This window comes from Polaromonas sp. P3_A5 (assembly GCF_056403055.1).
Genome location: NZ_JBFUGF010000001.1, coordinates 1,030,961 through 1,056,810 on the forward strand (window position 1 = coordinate 1,030,961; position 25,850 = coordinate 1,056,810).

Consider the following 25,850-nt stretch of genomic DNA (forward strand, 5'->3'; position numbering starts at 1 on the left):
CCACATAACAAGGGAGATAAATTTGGACTACGTGTATTCAGCCGGCGCGACTTTGCTGGCTTACCTGATCGGCTCGCTGTCGTTTGCTGTCATCGTCAGCCGGGTGATGGGTTTGAGTGACCCCCGCAGCTACGGCAGCAAGAACCCCGGCGCCACCAACGTGCTGCGTTCCGGCAGCAAGGCCGCGGCGGCAATCACGTTACTGCTGGACGGCCTCAAGGGTTGGGTGCCGGTGGTGCTTGTCAAATGGTTTGGCGGTGACTATGGCCTCGGCGAAGGCACGATGGCCGCCGTCGGGCTGGCGGCTTTCCTGGGGCACCTCTATCCGGTGTTTTTCCAGTTCAAGGGTGGCAAGGGTGTCGCGACGGCGGCGGGCGTGTTGCTGGGCGTCAGCTGGGTGTTGGGTGTTGCCACGCTGGCAACCTGGGTGATCGTCGCCTTCTTTTCGCGCTATTCCTCGTTGGCATCACTGGTGGCGGCCGTTTTTTCGCCGCTGTATTACCTCTTTGGCGACCGGGCCGCCTGGTATGTCGACAAGAGCCTGCTGGCCATGATGGTCGTTGTCAGTGCGCTCCTGATCTATCGCCACCGCGAGAACATCAACAAGCTGATCAAGGGAACGGAGTCGAAGCTGGGTGGTTCAAAACAAGCCACCAAATAGCCCGGCCGGCAACGCACCGCGAGGGCTAATAACGCTTGTCCAGCGTCATGAGGTTGTTGTCGCGTTTCATCTGAAAGCGTGATAAAAAACTGTTGCCCAGCAGCAGAAAAGGCATCGGTTGCGGTATGACGACTGCATCCACGTCAAAGACCTCCACGTCACCCACACGTACCGAGTTGAGCTTGACCCGGTAGCCTTGCGTGGTGCCGTTGGCTGTGGACATGCGCACAGGCTGCCCGTCTTTGTAGTTAATGCCAGAGCGCTCCGCATCCGACGCGCTCATGGCAATGCTGGTCGCACCGGTGTCAACCATGAACTGCACGGCCTTTCCGTTGATCTGCCCGGCCGTCATGAAGTGGCCGCCGCCGCTCTCGGTAATGGTGATACGGGTGCCTCGTCCTGCTGAGGCGGTGCTGCCGCCGGAGTTCACCGGCGCATCGCCCACCCGCAGCGTGTGCCGCTTGCCGGACTGCTCGATGACAGCCTGATCGCTGGTGGTGGAAATAATCTTTACGCCCTGGTGTGTTTCACCGGGCGCGACACTCTTGGGTGAACCGCCGTTGACCACCAGCAGGGCCTTGGTGCCCATCATGCCGGCCAGCGCCACGGATTGGCCTTCGCTCTGTGCCCGGGCGGCGCCGTGCAGCAGCAAAGTCGCGGACAGCAAAAATGCTGCTTGGGTGAGGGCAGGCAGAAGATTCATGGCAATCCTAATCGCGACGGTTGTCAAAACTCAGCGGAAAGTCCTTCATCTCCGACAGGATCAGCGCCATGGCGGCCTGCAGGTCGTCGCGCTTGGCGCCCGTGACGCGGACTTTTTCTTCCTGGATGGCGGCCTGCACCTTGAGTTTGCTGGCCTTGATGGCGGCCTGGATCTTCTTGGCGGTTTCGGTGTCGATGCCATTGCGGACCTTGTTGGTCTGCTTGACCTTGTCGCCGCCGATTTTCTCAATCTTGCCGGTGTCCAGAAAGCGTACGTCAACGCCTGCCTTGGCGAGCTTGGAGCGCAGGATGTCATTGATCTGGTCGATCTGGAAGTCGCCGTCGCCGACGAGGATGATGTCCTTGTCCTTCAGTTCGATGGAGGCCGAGGTGCCCTTGAAGTCAAAGCGATTGCCGACTTCCTTGGAGGTGTTTTCCACGGCGTTTTTGACCTTGACCAGATCGGCTTCAAGAACGGTGTCGAAAGAGGGCATGGTGCAAGTCTTTTTTACGGGGGTTGGGGTGAGACAATCACCCGGATGTTAGTCGAGAAAAACGTTCCACTCCAGCATTCCAACACCTTTGGCATCGTCGCCAAGGCGCTCAGCCTGGTGCGGGTGGCCAGGGAGGCCGATATTGCCGCGGCTTTGCAGGACCCGGCCCTGAAGGCTGCCCCCAAGTTTGTGCTGGGCGGCGGAAGCAATATCGTGCTGACCGGCGACGTCAAGCCGCTGGTGCTCAAGGTCGAAATCATGGGTAAACGGCTGCTCCGGGAAGACGCCAAAGCCTGGATCATCGAGGCCGGCGCCGGTGAAAACTGGCACGACCTTGTCACCTGGACGCTGCAAAACGGCTACCCGGGCCTGGAAAACCTGGCATTAATTCCCGGAACGGTCGGTGCCTCACCGGTGCAGAACATCGGCGCCTATGGCGTGGAGCTGCAAGACCGCTTTGAGTCGCTCGACGCCATCGATTTGACGACAGGCCAGCCATTTACCCTGAATGCCGCGCAATGCGCGTTCGGCTACCGTGACTCGGTGTTCAAGCACAGCAGTTCGGCGCCGGAGTCGGCCACCCATGGTTTTGGGCTGGAGGGCAAGGCGTTCATCACGCGGGTACGGTTTGCCCTTCCCAAGGTATGGAAGCCGGTGCTGGGTTATGCCGACATCGACAAAAAAATGGCGCAGACCGGCATCCAGGCGCCCGACGCACAGCAAATTTACGACTGGATCTGCGAAATCCGCAAAGCCAAGCTGCCTGACCCTCAGGTGATTGGCAACGCCGGCAGCTTTTTCAAGAACCCGACCGTCTCGCCCGAGCAGTGCGCCGACATCATCCAGAGGGAGCCCAAAATCGTTCACTACCACCTCGCCGACGGCACGGTCAAACTGGCCGCCGGATGGCTCATTGACGCCTGCGGCTGGAAGGGCAAGACCATCGGCAATGCCGGTGTCTATGAAAAACAGGCGCTCGTGCTGGTCAACCGCGGCGGTACGGCCGACCCGGTCACGGGCGGTGAGGTCATGACGCTGGCCAAGGCCATCCAGACCAGTGTGTACGAACGCTTTGGCATCCTGCTGGAGCCTGAACCGGTGGTGGTCTGATGGCGACCGCCGCAAAGGTCTACACCGGGCCCGACATCGCGCTCTGGCGCCGCCTGGTGCTGCGCCATGCGCGGCAGCTTGCGATCGTGCTGGTCATCCTCTGGGTGGTGCTGATGATGGCCGGCGAGGCCGGCTGGCGCAAGCCGACGGGGCTGGCAACCGGAATATTCGGGCTGGTCGCCGCCATGGTGGTGCTGGCTGTGTGGGCAACGCGTGAACGCGAACGCCTGGTGCGCGAGGCGCCGCTGCCGCAGTTCCTCAAGCGCAAGCTGCGCGATACCTATCCGCACTTAAGTGCAAAAGACACCGAGCTGGTCGAGCGCGGGCTTCGGCAGTTTTTCCTGGCCTGCGTGCGCAGCAAGGGCAAGTTTGTGGCCATGCCGTCGCGCGTGGTCGACAGCATGTGGCACGAATTCATTCTGCACACGCGCGCCTACCGTGAGTGGTGTGACTTGGTGCTGGGCCGCTTCATGGACCATGTGCCGGCTGAAGTGCTGGGCAGCCGCGCTTCCAGCAACGACGGCCTGCGGCGCGCCTGGTACTGGGCCTGCCGCGACGAGGCCATCAAGCCGCGCTCCCCCAGCCGCCTGCCGCTGCTCTTTGCCCTGGACGCGAAGCTGGCGATCCCCAACGGCTTTCATTACCTGCCCGACTGCAGCCAGCCCCAGCGCGACGACGGAACAGGCGGTTCAGCGGGCGCTTATTGCGGCGAAAGCTTTTCCGACGGCAGCTACAGCGGCGACGCGGATGGGTTCGGCGGCTCCGACAGCAGTAGCAGTAACTCCAGTGACGCAGGCAGTGATGGCGGTAGCGACGGTGGTGGATGCGGCGGAGGTTGTGGCGGGGGTGGCGACTAGCGCGTGGCCGAGGGACGAAAAGCCATCAAAAACCGCCCGAAGGCGGTTTTTTACGTTTGCTATGTTTTTCATAGCTGCTGGCGCACGTCAGATGGGCGTCCTGGCCACTATTGAAGGCTTTATCGCTTAACGACACCGCGCAATAAGAATGAGCATCAATGACAATGACGCAAAAATAATCGCAAATTACAGAAAACTACTGTAATATTGCGTCATGTCAATTGATGCAAATTTTTTAACTGTCTCTGAATTGGCTGATTTGCGAGGTGGTTATCCCTTTCGGGGCTCCATCGAGGAGTCGGCGGACGGAGATGCTCTGGCTGTGCAGATGAAAGATGTTGATCCCGAGCATGGGGTCGCTTGGTCCGGCGTCGCGCGCACCACACTGGCGGGACGCAAACAGCCCGATTGGCTCAAAGCCGGGGATGTCCTGTTTGTTTCCAAGGGCGCTCGCTTCTACGCCGCTTGCATTGACGAGCCTCCCAGCCCCGCCGTATGCAGTCCTCACTTCTTTCACCTGAAAGTGAAGCCGCGAGCGGGGCTTATGCCAGCCTTTCTGGCGTGGCAAATCAACCAACCCCCTTTTCAGCGGCAACTTCAGCAGGCCGCGGAAGGTAGCAGTCAACTCAGCATTCGTAGGCCGGTGCTGGAATCTTTGACGCTTTGCATTCCATCAATGGCAGATCAACTCCGCATAGTCGCTATCGCTGAACTTGCGCGCCAGGAGCGCAGAACACTCGCCCAACTCATTCGCAACCGTGAGCAGCAACTGAATGTGCTCGCCGACAGCCTGTTCCAGGCTTCGACCTAAATATTTGCAGAGAAACCTACAAACATAAACCGCTATGAACGACACCACTACAACCAAAACTTCCTCGGCATCTTCAGTCAGTCAAGACGAGATCAACGCCGCCGTATGGGCCGCGTGCGACACCTTCCGCGGCACCGTGGACCCCAGCATCTATAAGGACTTTGTCCTGACCATGCTTTTCCTCAAATATGTGTCGGATGTCTGGCAAGACCATTACGACACCTACAAAAAGCAATACGGCGACCATCCGAAGTTGATTGAGGAAATGCTCAAAAACGAGCGATTTGTGCTACCCCCTAAAGCCAGCTTCTACGCCTTGCATAGCTTGAGGCACAGCCCAGGCAATGGCGAACGCATTGATAAGGCCTTGCACGCTATTGAAGAAGCCAACATCACCAAGCTGCGCGATGTGTTTCAGGACATCAGCTTCAACCAGAACAAACTGGGTGATGAACAGCAGAAGAACGACATCCTGCGCCACCTGCTGGAAGACTTTGCCAAGCCTGCGCTGGACTTGCGTCCCAGCCGCGTTGGCCAGTTGGATGTGATTGGCAACGCCTACGAATACCTCATCAAGAACTTTGCCTCCACCAGCGGCAAAAAAGCCGGTGAGTTCTACACGCCACCCGAGGTGTCATCACTGATGGCGCGGCTGATGAACCCGCAAGAGGGTGATGAGATTTGCGATCCCACCTGCGGCTCAGGCTCCCTGCTTATGAAATGCGGCCGCTTGATTCGCGACAACACGGGGTCCCGCAAATACGCGCTGTATGGGCAAGAAGCCATTGGCAGCACCTGGGCGCTGGCCAAGATGAACATGTTTTTGCATGGCGAGGACAACCACCGCATCGAGTGGGGCGACACCATTCGCAACCCCAAGTTGCTTGACGGAGAAACTCAGAAGGAGTCATTCTTTTCTGTTGCTGGAAAACCTAAGCAGGCATTGCAAAAGTTGAAGCCAGTTAGCCTGAAGCACTTCGACATCGTGGTTGCCAATCCACCCTTCAGCCTGGAGAAGTGGGGTCACGAAGGGGCAGAAGCTGACCAGTACAGCCGCTTCCGCCGTGGCGTGCCTCCGCGCACCAAGGGTGACTATGCCTTCATCCTCCACATGATTGAAGTCATGAAACCTAGCACCGGGCGCATGGCGGTGGTGGTGCCGCATGGCGTGTTGTTCCGTGGCGCAGCCGAGGGGCGTATCCGCCAAAAGCTGATTGAAGAAAACCTGCTCGACGTGGTGATCGGCCTGCCCGAAAAACTGTTCTACGGCACCGGTATTCCCGCCGCCATCCTGGTGTTCCGCAAGAACAAGACGGATGACAAGGTGCTGTTCATTGATGCCAGCCGCGACTTCGAAGCAGGTAAAAACCAGAACTACCTGCGCGAGTCCGACTTGCAACGCATCCTGAGCACTGCATTCACACGGCAGGGGTCAGATAAATACGCCCACCTGGCTACTCCTGCCGAGATTGCCGAGAACGATTTCAACCTCAACATTCCGCGCTATGTGGACACTTTTGAGGAAGAGGCAGAGATTGACCTCATGGCTGTGCGCAAGGAGCGCGAGCAACTCAAGGCCGAGTTAGCGACTCTTGAGGCACAGATGGCTGTGTATTTGAAGGAGTTGGGTTATGAGTGATACCACCGAGCCCACTGATCAAGCCACCGGCCAGGGTGAGTTGGTTTTGTATGCGTCTGAAGACGGCACCACCACTTTCTTCCTTCGGGCGCAGGGCGGCACGGTATGGCTGACCCAGATGGAGCTTGCCGAGCTGTTTCAAACCTCGGTACCCAACGTCAATATCCACATCAAAAACGTGCTGGAAGAGGGCGAATTGCAGCCCGAAGCAACTATTAAAGAAGACTTAATAGTTCGATTGGAGGGAAAACGGCAGGTCAAACGTGCCGTCAAGCTCTACAACCTGGACATGATCCTGGCTGTGGGCTACCGGGTCAAATCACCGCGCGGCACCCAGTTCCGTCAGTGGGCAACCACTCACTTGCGTGAATACATGGTCAAAGGCTTCGTCCTGGACGACGAACGCATGAAAGACCCGGTTGGCTGGGATTACTTTGATGAACTGCTCCAGCGCATCCGTGAGATACGCGCTTCTGAGAAGCGCTTTTACCAAAAGGTGCGCGACCTGTTTGCCTTGTCAGTGGACTACAAAGACAACGCCGAAACGGTGGGCCACTTCTTTGCCGAAGTGCAAAACAAGATGCTGTACGCCGTCACCCAACACACTGCCGCAGAAATCATTGTCAAACGCGCAGACCCAGCGCAGCCCAACATGGCACTCACCGCATGGAAGGCAGGCCGTGTGCGCAAGACGGATGTCATCGTCGCCAAGAATTACCTCAATGCTGAAGAGATCAACCACCTGAACCGAATCGTCACGTTATTTCTGGAATTTGCTGAGTTGCGCACCAGCCAGCGCAAACAACTGACGATGGCCGACTGGCGGCAATACGTGGACAACTTCATTCAGTTCAACGAAAGCCCCTTGCTCAAAGGAGTGGGCAACATGAGCCACGACGCCATGTTGAAGATCGTGCACGGGCGTTATGAAGAGTTTGATGAGCAACGGCGCAAAGTTGAATCCATCGAAGCAGATAGCGTGGACATGAAAGAGCTTGAGCAGGCTGAAAAGCAATTGACCAAGAAGGGAGGGGCGTAATGCTTCCTAAAGGTTGGCACCGATCTACGCTGGGCGACATTGCACGTATCAGTTCAGGAGGCACGCCTGATCGAGCCAAGCCGGAATATTGGCGTGGCGACGTGCCGTGGGTGACAACAGGAGAAATCCAGTTCAACACCATAACCGATACGATTGAAAAGATCACGGAGACGGGGCTCAAGAACTCTTCAGCCAAGTTGTTTCCACCTGGCACTTTGCTAATGGCCATGTACGGGCAAGGCAAGACGCGGGGGCAAATGGCCAAGCTGGCGATTGAGGCAGCCACGAATCAGGCTTGTGCCGCAATCCTGCTCACCGAGGACAGCGACCCCGATTTCTACTTTCAATACTTATCATCCCAGTACGACGAGCTGCGTGAGCTTGGCAACGCGGGTACCCAGAAGAACCTGAGCGGCGGGATCCTAAAAGGTGTGGCGGTTCCGGTGCCTCCCTACAAGGAGCAACGCCGCATTGCCAACATCCTCACTACTTGGGATCAAGCCATAGCAGCGACCCAGCGATTGAAAGCAAATACCCTCCAGGAAAAAGCGGTATTGATAGCTGCTCTCTTGTCTGGAAGTCGTAGATTGGTTGGGTGCAATATTGCCTGGAAAAATGTAATGTTGAAAGATCTATGCGCCTTTCACAAAGGCGGCGGATTGGCAAAAATAGACCTGATCAATGATGGGGCACGGTCGTGCATTCTTTATGGGGAACTTTTCACAACCTATGGAGAAGTAATTCGGCAAGTTGTAAGCACGACAAACTCGACACAAGGCTTTCAGGGGATTTGTGGGGATGTGTTGATCCCAACGGCAACAACCACGGTCGCTGAAGACTTGGCAAAAGCCTCTGCTTTGCTTGTTAACGACGTGTCGATTGGTGGTGATGCAATAGTTTTGCGGCCAAATATAGAGCGCGTTACCTCGGAGTTCTTGGCTTACACGCTCTCGTATTCCAAGAGGAAGGAAATTGCAGCGCGTGCGCAGGGGGCAACCATAGTCCATCTCTCAGTCGGTGACTTGTCTCATTTGCGTATAGCCCTTCCGCCCAAGCAGGAACAAATTGCGATCTGCCAAATTTTTGAAGACCTGAATCGACAACTCGAATTGCTTCAGTTAGACGTGCAAAAGCTGAAACAAGAAAAAGCGGCATTGATGGCGCAGCTTCTTACGGGCAAACGCCGCGTCCATTTGCCAGAAGCTGAAATGGAGGTGATGGCATGAACACCACGCCCAACTCCAAAGAACAGTACAGCGCTCACGTCCCCGCACTGCACCTGTTGTGCAACTTGGGCTGGAACTTCATCACCACATCCCAAGCCCTTGCCCAGCGCAGCAGCACGCGGGAGGTGCTGCTCAAGGCCCGTTTGATCGAGGTGCTGCAGACCCGACGCTATGAGTACAAGGGCGAGTGGTATCCGCTGTCCCCCAGTGGCATTGACCAGATCGTGCGAGAACTGTCGGCGCTGAGTCTTGCAGAAGGTCTATTGCCCGCCAACGAGCGGCTGTATGGGAAGCTGGCTTTGGGTATCACGGTGACCGAGTTCATGCCCGATGGCAAAAGGCACCAACCGACGATTCATGTGATCGACTGGGTGGACACAGCGGCAAACCGCTGGGAGGTGACGGAAGAGCTGGAGGTCTTGGCTGCGCAAGGCACGCACACGCGGCTGCCGGATGTAGTTTGTTATGTGAACGGCATACCGCTCGTGGTGATAGAGGCCAAGCGCCCCGAATCGTCAGGTGGCAGCAACCCGGCCAAGGCGATGGTGGAAGAGGGCATCAGCCAACACCTGCGCAACCAGCGGCCAGACGAAATTCCCAACCTGTTTGCCTATGCGCAGTTGCTGCTGTCCATCAGCCAGACCGAAGGGCGCTATGGCACCACGCACACTGCGGCCAAGTTCTGGGCTAAGTGGCGTGAAGAAGAATTTGATGAAGCGCAGATTGGCGTTTGGAAAAACACCGCCTTGGAACCGGGCACGCGTGCTGCGTTGTTCGAGGGAAAGCCCGCAACTTTGGTGGCTTACTTTGATGCCCTGTGGGCGCAAACCATGCAGCCCACCGACCAGGACCGCCTGCTGGTCAGCCTGTTGACACCGGCGCGGCTGCTGGAGTTCTTGCGCGGGTTTGTGCTGTTTGACCGCAAGGTGGGCAAGATCGTCGCGCGCTACCAGCAGTTCTTTGGCATTCGCGCGCTGTTGGACCGTATTCGCCAGTTGCGGCCGGACGGTGGGCGGCAGGGCGGTGTGGTGTGGCACACCACGGGCTCTGGCAAGAGTTTCACCATGGTGTTTTTGACCAAGGCGTTGTTGCTGGTAGATGCTCTCAAGGAATGCCGTGTGGTCGTGGTGACGGATCGGATTGACCTGGAAGGTCAACTCTCACGCAACTTCATATCGAGCGGTGCATTTGGCTCCGCCATTGCCATCAAGAAAGATGGCGAAAAGAGCCGGGCTTTGTCGGGCCGCGATCTGGCCAAGCGTATCGGCAGCGGCACGGAGCGCATTTCTTTTACGCTGGTGCACAAGTTCAACACGGCATCCAAGTTGCCGGAGTGCCGCAACGACTCACCCAACCTGATTGTGCTGGTGGACGAGGGGCATCGCAGCCATGGCGGCGAGACGCATGAGCGCATGAAGAAGGCTTTGCCCAAGGCGGCCTACATCGCCTTCACCGGTACGCCTCTGCTGAAAAATGAAAAGACCGCCAACAAGTTTGGTCCTATCGTCCATGCGTACACCATGCAGCGCGCCGTGGAAGATGAAACCGTGGCTCCGTTGTTGTACGAAGAGCGAGTGCCTGAGCTGGACATCAATGAGGAGGCAGTCAACCGTTGGTTTGAAAAGATCACGGCCAACCTGAGCGATGCGCAGCGCACCGACCTGAAACGCAAGTTTGCAAAGAAAGGTGCTATCTACGGTGCTGCCAACCGTATCGAACTGATTGCGTGGGACATTGCCACCCACTTCAGCGAAAACATCAAGGGTTTGGGCATGGGCTTGAAAGGGCAGGTAGCTACCGACAGCAAGCTCGACGCGATTCGCTACAAGAAGGCCTTGGATGACACGGGGCTGGTCAGTAGTGTCGTCATCATCTCGCCACCGGACACGCGTGAGGGCAATTCGGACGTCGACGAGGACAAGCTACCGGAAGTGCAAAAGTGGTGGAAGCAGAACATGGCTTCTTATGCGGACCTGGAAGCGTATGAGAAACAGGTCGTCAGCGATTTTGGCACAGACGGTGAGCCGGACTTGCTGATCGTGGTGGACAAGTTGTTGACCGGGTTTGATGAACCCCGCAATGCGGTGCTGTACATCGACAAACCACTCAAAGGCCACAACCTGATTCAGGCCGTAGCGCGTGTGAACCGCCTGCATGATGCCAAGCGATATGGCGTGCTGGTGGACTACCGGGGCATCTTGAAAGAGCTGGATACGGCTATTCGCGCTTACCAGGATCTGGAGACTCGTACCCAGGGTGGTTTTGATATGGCGGATATCGAGGGGCTGTACCAGCAGTTCAGTACCGAATACAAACGCTTGCCAGCCTTGCACGACAGACTGTGGTCGTTTTTCAAGAGTGTAGAAAACCGCCTGGACCGCGAGCAGTATCGGCAGGCGTTGACGCCCAAGTTTGTCAAAGGCGTTGATGGCGAAGACTATGACGAACGTCAAAAGCTGCGCGACGACTTTTATGAGGCGCTGACCGCGTTTGGCCTTTGCTTGCAGACGGCCCTGTCTTCTCGCAGCTTCTTTGAAGACAAGAGTTTTTCCGAAAGCCTGATTGCCAGGTACAAATCGGATCTGGGTTTCTTTTCAGAACTACGGCAGACGGCGCGGCGCGATGCCATGGAGACCGTGGACTACAGCACGTACGAAGAGCAAATCCGCAAGCTGGTGGACAAGCAGGTGATTGGCACCGAAGTGCGTGAGCCCGAGGGTGTGTATCTGGTCCACCAGTTGGGCAAGGCGGAAGACCCGAAAAATTGGTCCGAAGAAAAGACGCGTAACGAGACGGACATGATCCGCACCCGCCTCCGAAAAACCATTGAGCAGGAACTGGCGGGCGACCCCTACGCACAAAAGGTGTTTGGCGAGTTACTGAAGCAAGCCATTGCCGAGGCCGAAGCCATGTTCGACCATCCGCTCAAGCAGTACGCCTTGTTTAAGGAGTTTGCGCAGAAGCTGGAAGCGCGCGCAATACCTGGCATCCCCGACGCACTGGCAGACAAGCCGCATGCCAAAGCCTATTTCGGTGCGACGCGCCTGGTCTTGGGCGACGAGGCCTTTGCCGGCCTCGACAAAGACGCGCACGACACATTGGTTCAACAGGCCGTCGCCATGGACGTCGTGGTGCGCGATGCGGTTGCCGAGAACTCGCTGAATCCGCAGAACATCGAAACCGCAATTCGCAAGGGCTTATTGCCCTTGTTGTTTGGCACGCTGGGCTTAGACAATGCCAAGCTGGTGGTGGAACAGGTCATTCAGATCGCTCGCGTTGGTTTGAGTAAATCGTGAACATGCTGGTATCTGAGCGTTTGTCCCAGCATCACCTTAGCTACGGTGATGAGGTGATCGCCTTCAGTTTGCGTCGCCAGCCATCGCGGACGGTGACGCGCGTGGCAATTCATGTGGAACCGGACGGCCGCGTACTGGTGGATGCACCAGACGCCGCGCCTTTGGACGCAGTATTGACCGCTGTGAAAAAGCGGTCTCGCTGGATTAGTCAGCACGTTGGCGCGGCGATGCAACGCTTGGCACATGTACTTCCACGCGAATATGTGAGCGGTGAGTCGTTGCACTACCTGGGGCGGCGTTATCGGCTGAAGGTAGTCGTACAGGCCAAGTCAGCGCCCCAGGCTCGCATGCGCGGAGCTTTTGTTGTCGTGACAGTGCCAGAGCGCTCGCCGGCTATGGTTCGGGCAGCCCTGGAGGAATGGTACCGCTTGCGTGCTCGTGAACTGTTTGCTGATCGCCTCGCCGCTGTAGCTGCACCACTGCGCTGGGTGAAGCAGCTTCCTCCTACGCGCCTTCAGTTCATGACAGTGCAGTGGGGAAGTTGTTCGCCGACGGGCCGCATTACGTTGAATCCCCTTCTGGTTAAAACACCGCGCGAATGTATTGACTATGTGTTGTTGCATGAGCTGTGCCACTTGCTGCACCATAACCATAGCCCCAAGTTCTATCAAACACTGGATAGGCATATGCCACGCTGGCGTGAAATCAAGATGAAGTTGGACAATATGGCGGAAGACGTTTTCCGAATGTGAGGTTGAAAGAACTAGGCCACCAAAGACAAAGCCCGCTTTCGCGGGCTTTGTCTTTATGGGAGGGCTGAACCGGCTTACTTCCCAAGCTTCAAAAAGTCATCCCCCTTGCCCAACTCCAACATCCCAGCATTGGAATAAATCCCCAGCTTGGCGCGGGTGTCGGTGATATCCAGATTGCGCATCGTGAGTTGCCCAATACGGTCCAGCGGCGAGAACGGCGCGTCCTCCACCTTCTCCATGCTCAGACGCTCAGGCGCATAGGTCAGGTTCGGCGATTCGGTGTTCAGCAGCGAATAGTCGTTACCCCGGCGCAGTTCCATCGTCACGGTGCCGGTAATGGCGCTGGCGATCCAGCGTTGGGCGGTTTCGCGCAGCATGATGGCCTGGCTGTCGAACCAGCGGCCCTGGTACAGCAGGCGGCCCAGCTTGCGGCCGTTGTCGCGGTACTGCTCGATGGTGTCTTCGTTGTGGATGCCGGTGACCAGGCGCTCGTAGGCGATGAACAGCAGCGCGAGGCCGGGGGCTTCGTAGATGCCGCGGCTCTTTGCTTCGATGATGCGGTTTTCGATCTGGTCGCTCATGCCCAGGCCGTGGCGGCCGCCGATTTCGTTGGCCTTGAGGATCAGGCTCACCAGGTCGGGGTATGCGACGCCGTTCAGCGCGACGGGGCGGCCTTCTTCAAAGGTCACGCTCACTTCTTCGGCCTTGACGATGCAGTCGTCCTTCCAGAAGGGCACGCCCATGATGGGGTTGACGATTTTGATGCCGCTGTTGAGGTTTTCCAGGTCTTTGGCTTCGTGCGTGGCGCCCAGCATGTTGCTGTCGGTGCTGTAGGCCTTCTCGGCACTCATCTTGTAGCCAAAGCCGTTGGCCGTCATGAACGCACTCATCTCGGCGCGGCCACCCAGTTCGTCGATGAATTGCTGGTCCAGCCAGGGTTTGTAAATCTTCAGCGCGGGGTTGGTCAGCAGGCCGTAGCGGTAGAAGCGCTCGATGTCGTTGCCTTTGAAGGTAGAGCCGTCGCCCCAGATGTTCACGTCGTCCTGCTTCATGGCAGACACCAGCATGGTGCCAGTGACGGCGCGGCCCAGTGGCGTGGTGTTGAAGTAGGTGACGCCGGCGGTGGTGATGTGGAAGGCGCCACTTTGCAGCGCGGCAATGCCTTCAGCGGCGAGCTGTGGGCGGCAGTCGACCAGGCGCGCCTTGATGGCGCCGTATTCCATGGCCTTGCGCGGGATCTCGTCGTAGTCGGCTTCGTCGGGCTGGCCCAGGTTGGCGGTATAGGCATAGGGCAGGGCGCCCTTCTGCTTCATCCACAACAGCGCGGCGCTGGTGTCCAGGCCGCCAGAGAACGCGATGCCGACTTTTTGGCCGGCGGGGATGTTTTGCAGAATGGTATTGGACATGTTTTAGGCCTGAATATCGCTGTAGCCCTTGCAGAACCTGCGCGAGCAGCTATGAAAAAAGGAGCAGTTTGGGATCTTGACGCTTTAACCGAAGTGGCAGATGTAGTGGTAGGCGGCTTCACCGTCGGCCACGCGAATCTCGAATTTGGCATTGCCGGGCACGCTGAATTTTTCGCCTGCCGAAGACTTCACCCAGCTGTCGCTGCCGGCCAGCTTGTATTCGCAGGCTCCGGCCACGCATTCCATGATTTCGGGCGCGCCGGTGTTGAAGGTCAGGGTGGCCGGCAGGATCACGCCGACCGATTTTTTGGTGCCGTCGGCCAGCGTGATGCCGTGGCTCACGCATTTGCCGTCAAAGTAGACGTTGGCCTTGGTGGTCACGCTGATGTTGTCGATTTTTTCGGTAGGCATGGGAAGGTGCTGAAAAGAGGCGGGAGGAGACGAAAAGGGCGAAAGGGGCTGTTCCGGGTTGCGGGAAAGCACCGCGTGGCGCCCAAACCGTTGATTTTAGGTCACCCGGAGCCCTTCGCCGGGCCCGCAGTGAATCCGGTTGGCCCTTTGTGGCGTATCCCCAATGCCAGCCGCCTGCCGGTGTTTCCCGATAGCCACCAATACCTGACAATGTTCTTCATGAAGCCAGAAAGCCCGGACAGACAATTGATCGCGCTGATTGACCGCGTGGCCCAGGCCGATGAGTCGGCCCTGCGGGAGCTGTATGAGCTGACTTCGTCCAAGCTCTACGGTGTCGCGATTCGTGTGGTGACCAACCGTGAATGGGCTGAGGACGTGTTGCAGGAGGCCTTCTTCAACATCTGGCGCATTGCTGGCGACTACAAGGCGACCCTGTCACCGCCCATGGCCTGGATGGCGCTGGTGGTGCGCAGCCGCGGCCTGGATTTTTTGCGGCGCCGGGCTTCGGACCGCGCCGACCTGATGCAGGAACTCGACGACGTGATTTCCGACACGGTGGCGGGCGACTCGCCCAACCCGATGGACACGACCCAGGCCAGCGAACAGGCCTGGGCTTTGCATCAGTGCCTTGGCAAGCTGGAGCACAAGCAGCGCGAAGTGGTGAGCCTGGCGTATTTGCGGGATTTGAGCCATGGTGAGCTGGCCGAGCAGCTCAAACTGCCTTTGGGTACTGTCAAAACATGGATCCGGCGCGGGCTGGAGCAGCTTCGCGGTTGCATGGCGAGGTTTGCCTGATGAATTTACAAAGTAATCCCGCCCTGATGGAGCAACTGGCGGCCAGCTACGCGCTGGGCACCTTGCGCGGCGGCGCGCGTCGCCGGTTTGAGACGTTGGCACGCGACAACGCCACTTTGCGCGCGGCGGCGCTGGTCTGGCAAAGCCGGCTGTCGTCCGTCGCCGAATTGCAGCCGCAAGAGGCGCCCAGCCCGGTGGTTTGGAAACGCATTGAAAACCTGGTGCGGGCCGACAAGGAGGCGCGGGCCATGCAGGCGGCGCGGGCCGCTCCGAGTGCCATGGGTTGGTGGTCCAGCCTGGGCCTGTGGCGTGGCGGGGCTGTGGCGGGCGCACTCGCGACTGCCGCGGCGGTTGTTGTGGGGCTGAACGTGAACGGCCGGCTGAGCGGGCAGGTCAGCGAGCTGACCGCCAAACTGACAGCCACGCCCGAGATCGAATACGTGGCAGTACTGACCGATGACAAGGCTTCGGCGTCGCTGCTGGTGACGTTTGACCCGAAGAACAAAACACTGTCGCTCAAGCGTGTGGGCAGCTTCAGGGAGCAGCCCGACAAGTCCCTGGAACTCTGGGCTTTGCCGCCCGGCGCGGCGCCCAAATCACTGGGTGTGATGAGTGCGGACCCCGTGGTTCGCCTGACGGCCGCAGGCACCGACATGCGTCAGGTGCCGACGCTGGCGATCACGCTGGAGCCCAAGGGTGGCGTGCCGCCGGGCAGCGGGCCGACCGGGCCGGTGCTGTTCAAGGGCGCGCTGATTGAAACGCCCAAATAGCAACAGTCGAATATTCGCGGACAGCAAAAAGGGGCGTTGCAAACGCCCCTTTTTTTGGTTCTGCCGGACCGCGATTTAACGCCAGTGACGGTGGCCACCGTAGCCCCGGCTGTAACCGAAGTTCAGCGACAGGCCGATAGGTGCGTAGTACGGCTGGTAGTAGGGGCGGGGGTAATAAGCCGGGTAAACCACCGGCTGCTCCACGTAAGTCACGGCAGGCTGGACATACACCGGCTGGGGTGCCGGTTGCACATAGGTCTGGGGCTGCTGGGGCGCAGACTGGAAGGTCTGCGGCGCGGGGGCCATGGCGCCGACCGGCGTGACCTGCAGGCGCACATACTGGCCCGGGTCGGTGGCCATTTGCGTGCTGTACTGCGTGCCCTGGTATTCGTACACCACGTTGTAGTGGCTGGGGCGGTTTTCGTAATAGGTTTGCGTTGTGCACTGCTGCACGTTTTGAACCTGGTTGTTTGAGCCTTCGATGCGGTCGCCAACGATGGCGCCGCCCACCAGCCCGATCATGGTGGCAACCGCACGGCCGCCGCCATTGCCGATGGCGTTACCGGCTGCACCGCCCGCGAGGGCACCCATCAGCGCACCTGCGCCCGAGTTCGGTTGCTGGACAACGACGGGTTGGTTGCTGCAGACCTGGCGCGGTACGGCCACTTGCTGCACCACCGGCGTGCTTGAAATCACCCGGGCCAGGATGTCCATGGCGGAGGCGGGTACAGCTGCCAACCCGGAGGCGGCAGCAAGAGCAGAGAGAACAAGCGCTTTTTTCATGATTCAACCCTTTTCAGCACGTGGCTGAAGTTGCACCGCCAAAGGGCTCACCCTGGTCGGATGATGGCTCGGGTGGCAAACGTAATTTTAGTAAGTCAGAGTCATTTTGGGGCGCTGAGTTCGGTAAATCGACGGTAAAGCTGCCCTTTAAAGCCCTCTGAAGGCAAAACAGGCTGCAAAACGTAACCGGTCGGCCCGCCGTGCGTTCAAACCCTCGCAGCCCAGCCCGGGGCGTCAAAACCCACCGTGATGTCTTTGCCCCAGTCCACCACCGGCCGCTTGATGACGCTGGGGTTGGCCAGCATCAGCGTTTGCGCGCTGGCGCTGTCATGCACGCCTGCCTGCAACGCCGGGTCCAGCTTTCGCCAGGTGGTGCCCTGGCGGTTCAGCAGCTTTTCCCAGCCTGCCGCCTGGGCCCATCGCGCCAGCTGGTCGGGCGGCACGCCCTGCTTCTTGAAATCGTGGAACTGGTAGTCAACACCTTGTTCGACTAGCCATGCGCGGGCCTTTTTGACGGTGTCGCAGTTGGGGATGCCGTAAAGAATGATCATGGCCTGATTTTCGCAGATTTAAGGGAAATAGGCCTTCCGGCCAAGCGGTACTTGCGCAAGCAGCTATCAAATTGGTAGCGTTTCTGCGAAGGCGGGCAAGGGCCCGGGCGCGTAAGCGGGCCTTTGGCAAGGCTGGAATAATGAAGAACGCCGACCGGCGCAACCTTTTTTTGTATGGATGCCTTGCCCCATGACCGCTGCTTCAGCCACGCGCACTGCCCCCGCCGTTCTTTACCCGCCTCTCGAACCCTTTCGCACGGGCATTCTTGAAACGGGTGACGGCCATTCGGTGTACTGGGAGCTGTGCGGCAACCCCAAAGGAAAGCCGGCAGTGTTTTTGCATGGCGGCCCTGGCGCCGGCTGCTCGCCCGAGCATCGCCGCCTGTTTGATCCCGAACGCTATTGCGTGCTGCTGTTCGACCAGCGCGGCTGCGGCCGTTCCCGCCCCAGCGCCTCGCTGGAAAACAACACCACCTGGCACCTGGTGGCCGATATCGAGCGCTTGCGCACCCTGCTGGGTGTGGAGCGCTGGCTGGTGTTCGGCGGCTCCTGGGGCAGCGCACTGGCGCTGGCTTATGCGCAGGCGCATCCGGCCCGCGTGTCGGCGCTCGTCGTCAGGGGTATTTTTGCGCTGCGGCGTGCCGAACTGCTCTGGTACTACCAGGAAGGGGCGTCCTGGTTGTTCCCTGATTTGTGGGAAGAGTTCATCAAACCCATTCCCCAGGCAGAGCGCGGCGACCTGATTGCCGCCTACCGAAAACGGCTGGTGGGCGCCGACCGTGCTGCGCAACTGGCGGCTGCCCGCGCCTGGAGCCTGTGGGAAGGCCAGACGATTACGCTATTGCCTGACCCGTCTTTTACCGCCCAGCACGGCGACGACGCTTTTGCGCTGGCGTTCGCCCGCATCGAAAACCATTATTTTGTGCACGCCGGCTGGCTCGAAGAGGGTCAGCTGATCCGCGATGCGCACAAGCTGGCCGGGATTCCCGGTGTCATCGTCCAAGGCCGCTACGACGTGGCCACACCGGCCAAAACCGCCTGGGATCTGCACCGCGCCTGGCCGGAGGCTGAATTCCACATGGTCGACAACGCTGGCCACGCCTTCAACGAGCCCGGCATCCTGCGCCAGCTGATCGCAGCCACCGACCGGTTTGCCAAATAGCTCGAACACCCCCGTTGACGCTCACTGCGTGTAGCGTCCTCCCCCTTGCAGGGGGCGGCGCCTGCGACCGGCAGAGCCGGACCGCGGCCCCCGCTTGGAGGAAAGGCCGGCTTTGCGACAATAGGGGGCTGTATGCAAAATTTGAAAACTCTCGACGACTGGCTCGCCTATTGCGAGCATCTGCACCCCGTCGGCATCGACATGGGCCTGACGCGCATCAGCGCTGTGGCCAGGCGCATGGGCCTGGCCTTTGACTGCCCCATCATCACGGTGGCCGGCACCAACGGCAAAGGCTCGACCTGCGCGATGCTTGAAGCCATCTTGCTGCAGGCCGGCTACCGCACCGGCGTCTTCACTTCGCCGCACCTGGTGCATTTTGAAGAGCGCTGCCGGGTGCGCGGCGACATCGTGAAGGCTGACGAGCTGGTTGCGCAATTCGCGCGCGTCGAGGCGGCGCGCACGCAGGGCGGGGATGCGATTTCGCTGACCTACTTTGAATTCACCACCCTGGCCATCCTGCAGCTGCTGGCCGACGCAAAGCTCGACGTGGTCATCCTCGAAGTCGGCCTGGGCGGGCGTCTGGACGCCGTGAACATGCTGGACGCGGACTGCGCGGTGATCACCAGCATCGACCTGGACCACATGGAATACCTGGGCCCCGACCGCGAAAGCATTGGCCGCGAAAAGGCCGGCATCATGCGCGCCGGCAAGCCGGTCATCGTGAGTGACCCGGTGCCGCCGCAAAGCATCATTGATTACGCGGCCGGAGTAGGCGCTGACTTGTGGCGCTTTGGTACGGACTTCAATTTCTCGGGCGACAAGCAGCAGTGGGGCTGGGCAGGGCGCGGGCGCCGGTACGCTGGCCTGGCGTATCCGGCCTTGCGCGGCGCCAACCAGCTTGTCAATGCCTCGGGTGTGCTGGCAGCGCTGACGGCCTTGCGTGAGCGCCTGCCGGTCACCGCCCAGGCGGTACGCAACGGCTTGTCGATGGTCGAGCTGCCGGGCCGCTTCCAGATCGTGCCCGGCCAGCCCACGCTGGTGCTGGACGTGGCGCACAACCCCCATTCGGTGGCTGCGCTGGCTGAAAACCTGGATGCCATGGGCTTTTACCCCTGTACACACGCGGTGTTTGGCGCCATGGCCGACAAGGACCTCGCCCCCATGCTGGCGCGCGTCGCACCGCTCATCGACAAGTGGTATTTCACCGATTTGCCGACGCCGCGGGCCGCTTCTGCCGAGGATTTGCAGGCCAGGTGGACGGCGGCCAATACCCGGCCTGATGCAAGCGCCGGCACTTACAAATCCCCCGAAGCGGCGCTGCAGGCGGCGGTCAGGGCCGCAACCCCCGCTGATAGAATTGTCGTGTTCGGCTCCTTCTACACGGTGGGCGGCATTTTGAAAGACGGTGTGCCGCGTCTTTCGGCCCCGCACCTGGCCGCCTGAGACCTGACAAGCGGCCCGCAACGCGTTCAAAAAAGGGCCGTCAGCCCGCGTTCACCGTTAACGTCACCCCTTATCGGATCCAAGCCACACCATGCCGTTTTTCAACTTCCGCCGGGGCGGCTCCAACGCTGCCTCCAATGCCGGGTCAGCCGCTCAAACGGAAAGCGTGGAAGTGATTCGCAAGCGCGCCAAACACCGGTTGATCGGTTCTGCCGTGCTGGTGCTGATCGGCGTGTTGGGTTTCCCGCTGTTGTTTGACACCCAGCCCAGGCCCATTCCGGTCGACATCCCGATTGAAATTCCCGGCAAAGGCACGGTCAAGCCCCTGGTGATTCCCGGGCCCGGTGCCCCGGCAGCCACTTCCGCGTCCGCCCCCAAGGTGGCCGACAAGCCCGCCGAAAAAGTAACCGCTGACGCCAGCCTGGCGCCCAGGGAAGAAATTCTTTCATCAAAACCGGCCCCAGCCCTTGCTGCATCTGCGCCAGCAGCTATCAAAAATGAAGCAAAACCGGAAGCCAAACCTGAGGTGAAGCCTGCGGTCAAACCGGAACCCAAGCCGGCCAAGCCCGCTGCGAACGACGACGCCACACGTGCCGCCGCACTGCTGAACGGCACCGCCGCGCCGGCCGCCAAACCGTCTGCCAGCGAGGCTGAAGGCCGCTTTGTGGTTCAGGTCGGCGCGTTTGCCGATGTGGCCAAGGCCCGCGAAGCGCGCCTGAAGGTGGAAAAGGCGGGCCTCAAAACCTATACACAAGTGGCGGAAACCAAAGACGGCAAGCGCATCCGGGTCCGCGTGGGCCCGTTTGCCACCAAGGCCGAGGCCGACAAGGCGGCGACCAAGATCAAGGCCCTTGATTTACCCGCTGCCATCCTGACCTTGTAATGGGTACTGCCCCGGTGGTGTCGTGACGGCTGTTGACTGGATTTTGCTGGGAGTGCTGGGTTTTTCCATGCTGTTGGGCGCATGGCGTGGGCTGGTGTATGAGGTGTTGTCAGTGCTGGGCTGGGTGGTGTCGTTTTTTGTGGCGCAATGGTTTGCGCCCGACCTGGCCACCCGCTTGCCGGTGCAGTCTGCTTCTGACCCGGTGCGTTATGCGGCGGCGTTTGTGCTGATCTTTATCGCCGCCGTGTTCGCGGCAGGGCTGCTGGCCTTTGTGGTGAAGAAGCTGGTAGCTGCCGTCGGCCTGGCGCCTGTGGACAGAGTATTCGGAGCCGCTTTTGGTGTGTTGCGCGGAATTGTTTTGCTGCTGGCGGCGACCGTTGTGATCGACATGACGGCGCTGAAGTCCAGCAGTTGGTGGCGGGAATCAAAGGGCGCGCCGGTGTTGACGGCCACGCTCAAGGCCCTGAAGCCGGTATTGCCCGAACAGTTTGCCAAGTATTTAATTTAACTTTGAAGAGTCAACTCATCATGATCGGAACACCATGTGCGGGATAGTCGGCGTCGTCAGCAAAGCCCCGGTCAATCAGCTGATTTATGACGGACTGCTGCTTTTGCAGCATCGCGGCCAGGATGCCGCGGGCATCGTCACGCAGCAGGGGCGCAAGTTCTACATGCACAAGGCCAAGGGCATGGTGCGCGACGTGTTCCGCACCCGCAACATGCGCGCGCTGCCGGGCACGGTGGGCCTGGGCCAGGTGCGCTACCCTACAGCAGGCAACGCCTACAGCGAAGACGAGGCCCAGCCGTTTTATGTCAACGCGCCGTTCGGCCTTGTGCTGTCGCACAACGGCAACCTGACCAATGCGGCCGAGCTGAAGGCCGAGCTCTTCAACACTGACCACCGTCACATCAACACCGACAGCGATTCTGAAGTGCTGCTCAACGTGCTGGCGCATGAGCTAGAAAAAACCACACGCGGCCTGCCGCTCAAGCCGGTTGATGTGTTCGCCGCAGTGCGCGGTGTGCACAAGCGCGTGAAGGGCTCTTATGCCGTCGTCGCGCTGATCGCCGGCCACGGCCTGCTGGCGTTTCGCGACCCCTTCGGCATCCGCCCGCTGTGCATCGGCCGCGGCGAGAATGAAAACGGCACGACCGTCATGGTGGCCAGCGAATCGGTGGCGCTCGAAGGCACTTCGCACCAGTTCGAGCGCGACATCGCCCCGGGCGAAGCCGTGTATGTAGACATGGAAGGCGTGGTGCACGCCGAGCAGTGCGCACCCAACGCCAAACTCAACCCCTGCATCTTCGAATTTGTGTACCTGGCGCGTCCTGACTCCGTGCTGGACGGTATTTCGGTCTATCAGGCCCGCCTGAACCTGGGCGAGACGCTGGCCAAACGCGTGGTCTCTACCGTGCCACCCAGCGAGATCGATGTGATCATCCCGATCCCCGAATCCAGCCGACCGAGTGCCACGCAGCTCGCACACTTGCTGGGCATTCCTTACCGCGAAGGTTTCGTCAAGAACCGTTACGTGGGCCGCACCTTCATCATGCCGGGGCAGGGCGTGCGCAAGAAGTCCGTGCGCCAGAAGCTCAACGTGATTGCCAGCGAGTTCAAGGGCCGTAACGTGCTGCTGGTCGACGATTCCATCGTGCGCGGCACCACCAGCCGCGAGATCGTGCAAATGGCGCGTGACGCCGGTGCGCGCAAGGTCTACCTTGCCAGCGCTGCGCCGCCGGTGCGCTTTCCCAACGTGTACGGCATTGACATGCCCACACCTGATGAGCTGGTGGCCCACGGCCGCACGATTGAAGAAATCCGCGAAGTGATCGGCTGCGACGCGCTGATTTACCAGGACGTGGAAGGCATGAAGCGCGCCATTGGCTCACTCAACGGCAAGCTCGACGGCTTTGACGCCTCGTGCTTTGACGGCGTTTACATCACGGGCGACGTGACTGCAGAGACCATCGCCGCGATGAATTCCCAGCGCGCCGACACCGCCGGCGAAGAAGGCGACGTGGACGTGTCCCGCCTGGCATTGCCCAATCCGCAAGAAGCCTGAGCATGACGAAAAGAAAACTGCCTGACAACCTGCACCGCGATACGCTGGCCGTGCGCGTGGCGTTGGAGCCCAGCCAGCACGGCGAAAACTCCGAAGCGCTGTACCTGACCAGCGGCTTTGTGCAGCCTGATGCCGAGACCTCAGCGCGGCGTTTTGCCGACCCGACAGAAGGCTACACCTACGGCCGCACGTCTAACCCGACGGTCACCAGTTTTGAACGCCGCCTGGCCGCGATGGAGGGCACCGAAGCCGCCATCGGTGCCTCGACCGGCATGGGCGCGATCCTGATGATGTGCATGGGGCTGTTGAAGTCCGGCGACCACGTCATTTGCTCGCGTTCGATGTTTGGCTCGACGATCGCCCTGATAGGCCGCGAGTTCGGGAAGTTCGGCGTTGAAACCACGTTTGTGTCGCAGACCGACGTGAGCGAGTGGAAGGCTGCATTGCGACCCGGCACCAAGCTGCTGTTTGCTGAAACCCCGACCAATCCGCTGACCGAAGTCTGCGACATCCGGGCGCTGGCTGATCTGGCGCACAGCGTGGGCGCCTTGCTCGCGGTGGACAACTGCTTTTGCTCACCGGCCCTGCAACGCCCGGTGGAATTCGGCGCTGACCTCATCATGCATTCGGGCACCAAATACCTGGACGGCCAGGGCCGTGTGATGGCGGGTGCGCTCTGCGGCTCGTCCAAACTCATCGTTGATGTGTTTGGCCCGATCGTGCGCACCGCCGGCATGACGCTCGCGCCCTTCAACGCCTGGGTCGTGCTCAAGGGCCTGGAGACATTGAACATCCGCATGCAGGCACAGAGCGCCAACGCCTTGGCCGTTGCCAGGTGGCTTGAAACGCAGCCTGCGGTTGCGCGCGTTTATTACCCTGGTCTCGAATCGCATCCCCAGCATGAGCTGGCCATGCGCCAGCAATCTGGACTGGGTGGCGCGGTGCTGTCGTTTGACGTACGCGGCGACACGCCGGAAGCGGCACGTGCCAACGCTTTCAAGGTGATCAACAGCACGCAGGTGCTGAGCATCGCGACCAACCTCGGTGACACCAAGACCATCATCAGCCATTCCGCCACCACCTCGCACGGGCGCCTCAGCGAAGAGCAGCGTCAGGCCGCCGGCATTGGTCAGAGCCTGGTCCGCCTGGCCGTCGGGCTGGACCACGTGGACGACATCAAGGCCGATCTTTCGCGCGGCCTGAGCCTCATCGCATGACTGAAGTAATGACCCAAAAAACCAGAACCCGTTTCGCCCCTTCACCGACTGGCTTTATCCATCTCGGCAATATCCGCTCGGCGCTTTACCCCTGGGCGTTTGCCCGCGCTACCGGCGGCGATTTCATCCTGCGCATCGAAGACACTGACGTCGAGCGCTCCAGCCAGGAAGCCGTCGATGTGATCATCGAAGGCATGCGCTGGCTGGGCCTGAACCACGATGAAGGCCCCTTCTTCCAGATGCAGCGCATGGACCGCTACAAGGCTGTGCTTGCCCAGATGCAGGTTGATGGCCTGGTCTACCCCTGCTACATGAGCGTGGCGGAGCTCGACGCCCTGCGCGAAAAGCAGATGGCCGCCAAAGAGAAACCACGCTACGACGGCACCTGGCGCCCGGCCCCCGGCAAGACCCTGCCGCCCGTGCCCGAAGGCGTGCAGCCCGTGCTGCGCTTCAAGAACCCGCAGGGCGGCAGCGTGGTCTGGGACGACAAGGTCAAGGGCCGCATCGAGATCAGCAACGACGAACTCGACGACCTGGTGATCGCCCGGCCTGACGGCACGCCGACCTACAACTTCTGCGTGGTGGTCGACGACATCGACATGGCCATGACCCACGTGATTCGCGGCGACGACCACGTGAACAACACGCCGCGGCAGATCAACATCTTCAAGGCCCTGGGTAAAGAGCCTCCGGTGTACGCCCACCTGCCGACCGTGCTCAACGAGCAGGGCGAAAAGCTCAGCAAACGCAATGGCGCCAAGCCAGTGACGCAGTACGCCGCCGAAGGCTATTTGCCGGACGCCATGGTCAATTACCTGGCGCGCCTGGGCTGGAGCCACGGCGACGACGAAATCTTCAGCCGCGAGCAGTTCATTGAATGGTTCAACCTTGATCACCTGGGCAAGAGCGCCGCGCAGTTCGACGAAACCAAGCTGCGCTGGGTCAATGCCCAGCACCTGAAGGCTACTGCAGATGACACGCTGGCAACGCTGGTGCAGCCTTTCCTGGCTGCCCAGGGCATTACCGGCGTGGACCCGGTATGGGTGGCGCGCGGCTGCGGGCTTTTTAAAGACCGCTGCAGCACACTCGTAGAGCTGGCCGGCTGGCTGCAACTGCTGGTGACCGGGGGCAAGCCCAGCGCTGAAGACATCAGCACGCACGTCACGGAGGCGGTGCGCCCGGCCATTGCAAAACTGAGCAGTTCGCTGGTGGCCTGCGAGTGGAGCAAGGCCGCGATCTCGGCCGCCATCAAACAGGTGCTGGCCGACACGGGCCTGAAGATGCCGCAGTTGGCAATGCCCGTGCGCGTGTTGGTCATGGGCACGCCGCAAACCCCGTCGCTCGACGCGATTCTGGAGCTCATGAAACGCGAAGATGTGGTCTCCCGGTTGAAGCTTGTTTGAGGATTTGAAATAGGCCAATTTTTCGGGCTATAATTCAAGGCTCGACAATTGCAGGGAAACCTCAATAACTTGACGGGGGTATAGCTCAGCTGGGAGAGCGCTTGCATGGCATGCAAGAGGTCAGCGGTTCGATCCCGCTTACCTCCACCAAAAGTTAAAAGTTAGTCGGGAAGAATTTGAAGTTTTGTGGGTCCGTGTGAAAGCAGGGGCTCATCCGGAAGTTCCAAGGTTTTGACCCTATCGTCTAGAGGCCTAGGACACCACCCTTTCACGGTGGCTACAGGGGTTCGAATCCCCTTAGGGTCGCCAGAATTCATCACACCTTGCGTGTGATGCCCAAGGCGCAAGTTGACAACCGCCGGCCTGCAAGGGCCAA

At 59.9% G+C, this 25,850-nt stretch carries 24 protein-coding genes and 2 tRNA genes; 20 read left to right on the plus strand and 6 right to left on the minus strand.

The window, feature by feature from the left end; genetic code table 11:
* Positions 1 to 22 precede the first annotated feature (22 nt).
* Positions 23 to 661, plus strand: coding sequence for a glycerol-3-phosphate 1-O-acyltransferase PlsY (gene plsY, locus AC1DU8_RS04945; RefSeq protein WP_477665531.1), 639 nt, complete (start codon positions 23 to 25; stop codon positions 659 to 661).
* Between the two features lie 25 nt (positions 662 to 686).
* Here plsY and AC1DU8_RS04950 read toward each other — a convergent pair whose 3' ends face one another.
* On the minus strand, positions 687 to 1,364 hold the full coding sequence (locus tag AC1DU8_RS04950) for a retropepsin-like aspartic protease family protein (RefSeq protein ID WP_477726500.1): 678 nt from the start codon (positions 1,362 to 1,364) through the stop codon (positions 687 to 689).
* Positions 1,365 to 1,371: 7 nt separating this feature from the next.
* Entirely contained in the window at positions 1,372 to 1,857 is a 486-nt protein-coding gene (locus AC1DU8_RS04955; RefSeq protein WP_348050062.1) for a YajQ family cyclic di-GMP-binding protein, read from the minus strand.
* Between the two features lie 45 nt (positions 1,858 to 1,902).
* On the opposite strand from AC1DU8_RS04955, the gene murB reads away from it, so the two are divergent.
* From murB to AC1DU8_RS04995, 8 genes are all read left to right on the plus strand, one after another.
* A complete protein-coding gene (gene murB / locus AC1DU8_RS04960) occupies positions 1,903 to 2,967 on the plus strand; it encodes a UDP-N-acetylmuramate dehydrogenase (RefSeq protein ID WP_477726501.1) in 1,065 nt (354 codons plus the stop codon).
* Positions 2,967 to 3,824 carry a glycine-rich domain-containing protein gene (locus AC1DU8_RS04965; protein WP_477726502.1) on the plus strand — a complete coding sequence of 286 codons (858 nt, stop codon included), beginning with the start codon at positions 2,967 to 2,969 and terminating at the stop codon, positions 3,822 to 3,824. Before murB ends, AC1DU8_RS04965 begins: the two co-directional genes overlap by 1 nt.
* Positions 3,825 to 4,038: 214 nt before the next feature.
* Positions 4,039 to 4,635 (plus strand): restriction endonuclease subunit S, encoded by a 597-nt coding sequence (locus tag AC1DU8_RS04970; protein ID WP_477726503.1) that lies wholly within the window; start codon positions 4,039 to 4,041, stop codon positions 4,633 to 4,635.
* A 34-nt stretch (positions 4,636 to 4,669) separates the two neighbouring features.
* Positions 4,670 to 6,274 (plus strand): type I restriction-modification system subunit M, encoded by a 1,605-nt coding sequence (locus AC1DU8_RS04975; protein ID WP_477726504.1) that lies wholly within the window; start codon positions 4,670 to 4,672, stop codon positions 6,272 to 6,274.
* Positions 6,267 to 7,313 carry a virulence RhuM family protein gene (locus AC1DU8_RS04980; RefSeq protein ID WP_477726505.1) on the plus strand — a complete coding sequence of 349 codons (1,047 nt, stop codon included), beginning with the start codon at positions 6,267 to 6,269 and terminating at the stop codon, positions 7,311 to 7,313. The genes AC1DU8_RS04975 and AC1DU8_RS04980 overlap by 8 nt, the downstream gene beginning before the upstream one ends.
* Positions 7,313 to 8,539, plus strand: a complete 1,227-nt coding sequence (locus AC1DU8_RS04985) for a restriction endonuclease subunit S (protein WP_477726506.1) — start codon at positions 7,313 to 7,315, stop codon at positions 8,537 to 8,539. Before AC1DU8_RS04980 ends, AC1DU8_RS04985 begins: the two co-directional genes overlap by 1 nt.
* Positions 8,536 to 11,835: a type I restriction endonuclease subunit R gene (locus tag AC1DU8_RS04990; RefSeq protein ID WP_477726507.1), complete on the plus strand. Its 3,300-nt coding sequence runs from the start codon at positions 8,536 to 8,538 to the stop codon at positions 11,833 to 11,835. The genes AC1DU8_RS04985 and AC1DU8_RS04990 overlap by 4 nt, the downstream gene beginning before the upstream one ends.
* A 2-nt stretch (positions 11,836 to 11,837) precedes the next feature.
* Positions 11,838 to 12,587: a M48 family metallopeptidase gene (locus AC1DU8_RS04995; protein ID WP_477727033.1), complete on the plus strand. Its 750-nt coding sequence runs from the start codon at positions 11,838 to 11,840 to the stop codon at positions 12,585 to 12,587.
* A gap of 74 nt (positions 12,588 to 12,661) precedes the next feature.
* Here AC1DU8_RS04995 and argG read toward each other — a convergent pair whose 3' ends face one another.
* Both argG and ppnP read right to left on the minus strand, forming a co-directional pair.
* Positions 12,662 to 13,993, minus strand: coding sequence for an argininosuccinate synthase (gene argG, locus AC1DU8_RS05000; RefSeq protein ID WP_477726508.1), 1,332 nt, complete (start codon positions 13,991 to 13,993; stop codon positions 12,662 to 12,664).
* Positions 13,994 to 14,077: 84 nt separating this feature from the next.
* Positions 14,078 to 14,404: a pyrimidine/purine nucleoside phosphorylase gene (gene ppnP, locus AC1DU8_RS05005; RefSeq protein ID WP_477726509.1), complete on the minus strand. Its 327-nt coding sequence runs from the start codon at positions 14,402 to 14,404 to the stop codon at positions 14,078 to 14,080.
* Positions 14,405 to 14,623: 219 nt separating this feature from the next.
* On the opposite strand from ppnP, the gene AC1DU8_RS05010 reads away from it, so the two are divergent.
* Both AC1DU8_RS05010 and AC1DU8_RS05015 read left to right on the plus strand, forming a co-directional pair.
* A complete protein-coding gene (locus AC1DU8_RS05010; RefSeq protein ID WP_457279905.1) occupies positions 14,624 to 15,199 on the plus strand; it encodes an RNA polymerase sigma factor in 576 nt (191 codons plus the stop codon).
* Positions 15,199 to 15,969: an anti-sigma factor gene (locus AC1DU8_RS05015; RefSeq protein WP_477702741.1), complete on the plus strand. Its 771-nt coding sequence runs from the start codon at positions 15,199 to 15,201 to the stop codon at positions 15,967 to 15,969. Before AC1DU8_RS05010 ends, AC1DU8_RS05015 begins: the two co-directional genes overlap by 1 nt.
* A gap of 75 nt (positions 15,970 to 16,044) precedes the next feature.
* On the opposite strand, the gene AC1DU8_RS05020 is transcribed toward AC1DU8_RS05015, so the two are convergent.
* Together AC1DU8_RS05020 and AC1DU8_RS05025 are read right to left on the minus strand one after the other, a co-directional pair.
* Positions 16,045 to 16,752, minus strand: coding sequence for a glycine zipper 2TM domain-containing protein (locus tag AC1DU8_RS05020; protein ID WP_457279907.1), 708 nt, complete (start codon positions 16,750 to 16,752; stop codon positions 16,045 to 16,047).
* 206 nt (positions 16,753 to 16,958) lie between these two features.
* A complete protein-coding gene (locus AC1DU8_RS05025) occupies positions 16,959 to 17,303 on the minus strand; it encodes an ArsC family reductase (protein WP_477668075.1) in 345 nt (114 codons plus the stop codon).
* 190 nt (positions 17,304 to 17,493) lie between these two features.
* Here AC1DU8_RS05025 and pip point away from each other — a divergent pair, with 190 nt between their 5' ends.
* The 9 genes from pip (at position 17,494) to AC1DU8_RS05070 (ending at position 25,783) form a co-directional block, all read left to right on the plus strand.
* Entirely contained in the window at positions 17,494 to 18,465 is a 972-nt protein-coding gene (gene pip / locus AC1DU8_RS05030; protein WP_477665545.1) for a prolyl aminopeptidase, read from the plus strand.
* A gap of 132 nt (positions 18,466 to 18,597) precedes the next feature.
* Positions 18,598 to 19,908, plus strand: a complete 1,311-nt coding sequence (gene folC, locus AC1DU8_RS05035; protein WP_477726510.1) for a bifunctional tetrahydrofolate synthase/dihydrofolate synthase — start codon at positions 18,598 to 18,600, stop codon at positions 19,906 to 19,908.
* 91 nt (positions 19,909 to 19,999) lie between these two features.
* Positions 20,000 to 20,791 carry an SPOR domain-containing protein gene (locus tag AC1DU8_RS05040; protein ID WP_477726511.1) on the plus strand — a complete coding sequence of 264 codons (792 nt, stop codon included), beginning with the start codon at positions 20,000 to 20,002 and terminating at the stop codon, positions 20,789 to 20,791.
* A gap of 22 nt (positions 20,792 to 20,813) precedes the next feature.
* Entirely contained in the window at positions 20,814 to 21,299 is a 486-nt protein-coding gene (locus AC1DU8_RS05045) for a CvpA family protein (RefSeq protein ID WP_457279912.1), read from the plus strand.
* Between the two features lie 34 nt (positions 21,300 to 21,333).
* Positions 21,334 to 22,854: an amidophosphoribosyltransferase gene (gene purF, locus AC1DU8_RS05050; protein ID WP_457279913.1), complete on the plus strand. Its 1,521-nt coding sequence runs from the start codon at positions 21,334 to 21,336 to the stop codon at positions 22,852 to 22,854.
* 2 nt (positions 22,855 to 22,856) lie between these two features.
* Positions 22,857 to 24,071, plus strand: a complete 1,215-nt coding sequence (locus AC1DU8_RS05055; protein ID WP_477665549.1) for an O-succinylhomoserine sulfhydrylase — start codon at positions 22,857 to 22,859, stop codon at positions 24,069 to 24,071.
* 8 nt (positions 24,072 to 24,079) lie between these two features.
* Positions 24,080 to 25,474, plus strand: coding sequence for a glutamate--tRNA ligase (gene gltX, locus AC1DU8_RS05060; RefSeq protein WP_477702736.1), 1,395 nt, complete (start codon positions 24,080 to 24,082; stop codon positions 25,472 to 25,474).
* Between the two features lie 74 nt (positions 25,475 to 25,548).
* Positions 25,549 to 25,624 (plus strand) — tRNA-Ala (locus AC1DU8_RS05065).
* Positions 25,625 to 25,707: 83 nt separating this feature from the next.
* Positions 25,708 to 25,783 (plus strand) — tRNA-Glu (locus AC1DU8_RS05070).
* Positions 25,784 to 25,850: the final 67 nt, after the last annotated feature.

Excerpts from the sequence above, each read along its gene's own strand:
- AC1DU8_RS04950 (WP_477726500.1), bottom strand. The coding sequence starts at position 1,364 with ATGAATCTTCTGCCTGCCCTCACCCAAGCAGCATTTTTGCTGTCCGCG.
- AC1DU8_RS04955 (WP_348050062.1), bottom strand. The coding sequence starts at position 1,857 with ATGCCCTCTTTCGACACCGTTCTTGAAGCCGATCTGGTCAAGGTCAAA.
- murB (WP_477726501.1), top strand. The coding sequence starts at position 1,903 with ATGTTAGTCGAGAAAAACGTTCCACTCCAGCATTCCAACACCTTTGGC.
- AC1DU8_RS04965 (WP_477726502.1), top strand. The coding sequence starts at position 2,967 with ATGGCGACCGCCGCAAAGGTCTACACCGGGCCCGACATCGCGCTCTGG.
- AC1DU8_RS04970 (WP_477726503.1), top strand. The coding sequence starts at position 4,039 with ATGTCAATTGATGCAAATTTTTTAACTGTCTCTGAATTGGCTGATTTG.
- AC1DU8_RS04975 (WP_477726504.1), top strand. The coding sequence starts at position 4,670 with ATGAACGACACCACTACAACCAAAACTTCCTCGGCATCTTCAGTCAGT.
- AC1DU8_RS04980 (WP_477726505.1), top strand. The coding sequence starts at position 6,267 with ATGAGTGATACCACCGAGCCCACTGATCAAGCCACCGGCCAGGGTGAG.
- AC1DU8_RS04985 (WP_477726506.1), top strand. The coding sequence starts at position 7,313 with ATGCTTCCTAAAGGTTGGCACCGATCTACGCTGGGCGACATTGCACGT.
- AC1DU8_RS04990 (WP_477726507.1), top strand. The coding sequence starts at position 8,536 with ATGAACACCACGCCCAACTCCAAAGAACAGTACAGCGCTCACGTCCCC.
- AC1DU8_RS04995 (WP_477727033.1), top strand. The coding sequence starts at position 11,838 with ATGCTGGTATCTGAGCGTTTGTCCCAGCATCACCTTAGCTACGGTGAT.
- argG (WP_477726508.1), bottom strand. The coding sequence starts at position 13,993 with ATGTCCAATACCATTCTGCAAAACATCCCCGCCGGCCAAAAAGTCGGC.
- ppnP (WP_477726509.1), bottom strand. The coding sequence starts at position 14,404 with ATGCCTACCGAAAAAATCGACAACATCAGCGTGACCACCAAGGCCAAC.
- AC1DU8_RS05010 (WP_457279905.1), top strand. The coding sequence starts at position 14,624 with ATGAAGCCAGAAAGCCCGGACAGACAATTGATCGCGCTGATTGACCGC.
- AC1DU8_RS05015 (WP_477702741.1), top strand. The coding sequence starts at position 15,199 with ATGAATTTACAAAGTAATCCCGCCCTGATGGAGCAACTGGCGGCCAGC.
- AC1DU8_RS05020 (WP_457279907.1), bottom strand. The coding sequence starts at position 16,752 with ATGAAAAAAGCGCTTGTTCTCTCTGCTCTTGCTGCCGCCTCCGGGTTG.
- AC1DU8_RS05025 (WP_477668075.1), bottom strand. The coding sequence starts at position 17,303 with ATGATCATTCTTTACGGCATCCCCAACTGCGACACCGTCAAAAAGGCC.
- pip (WP_477665545.1), top strand. The coding sequence starts at position 17,494 with ATGACCGCTGCTTCAGCCACGCGCACTGCCCCCGCCGTTCTTTACCCG.
- folC (WP_477726510.1), top strand. The coding sequence starts at position 18,598 with ATGCAAAATTTGAAAACTCTCGACGACTGGCTCGCCTATTGCGAGCAT.
- AC1DU8_RS05040 (WP_477726511.1), top strand. The coding sequence starts at position 20,000 with ATGCCGTTTTTCAACTTCCGCCGGGGCGGCTCCAACGCTGCCTCCAAT.
- purF (WP_457279913.1), top strand. The coding sequence starts at position 21,334 with ATGTGCGGGATAGTCGGCGTCGTCAGCAAAGCCCCGGTCAATCAGCTG.
- AC1DU8_RS05055 (WP_477665549.1), top strand. The coding sequence starts at position 22,857 with ATGACGAAAAGAAAACTGCCTGACAACCTGCACCGCGATACGCTGGCC.
- gltX (WP_477702736.1), top strand. The coding sequence starts at position 24,080 with ATGACCCAAAAAACCAGAACCCGTTTCGCCCCTTCACCGACTGGCTTT.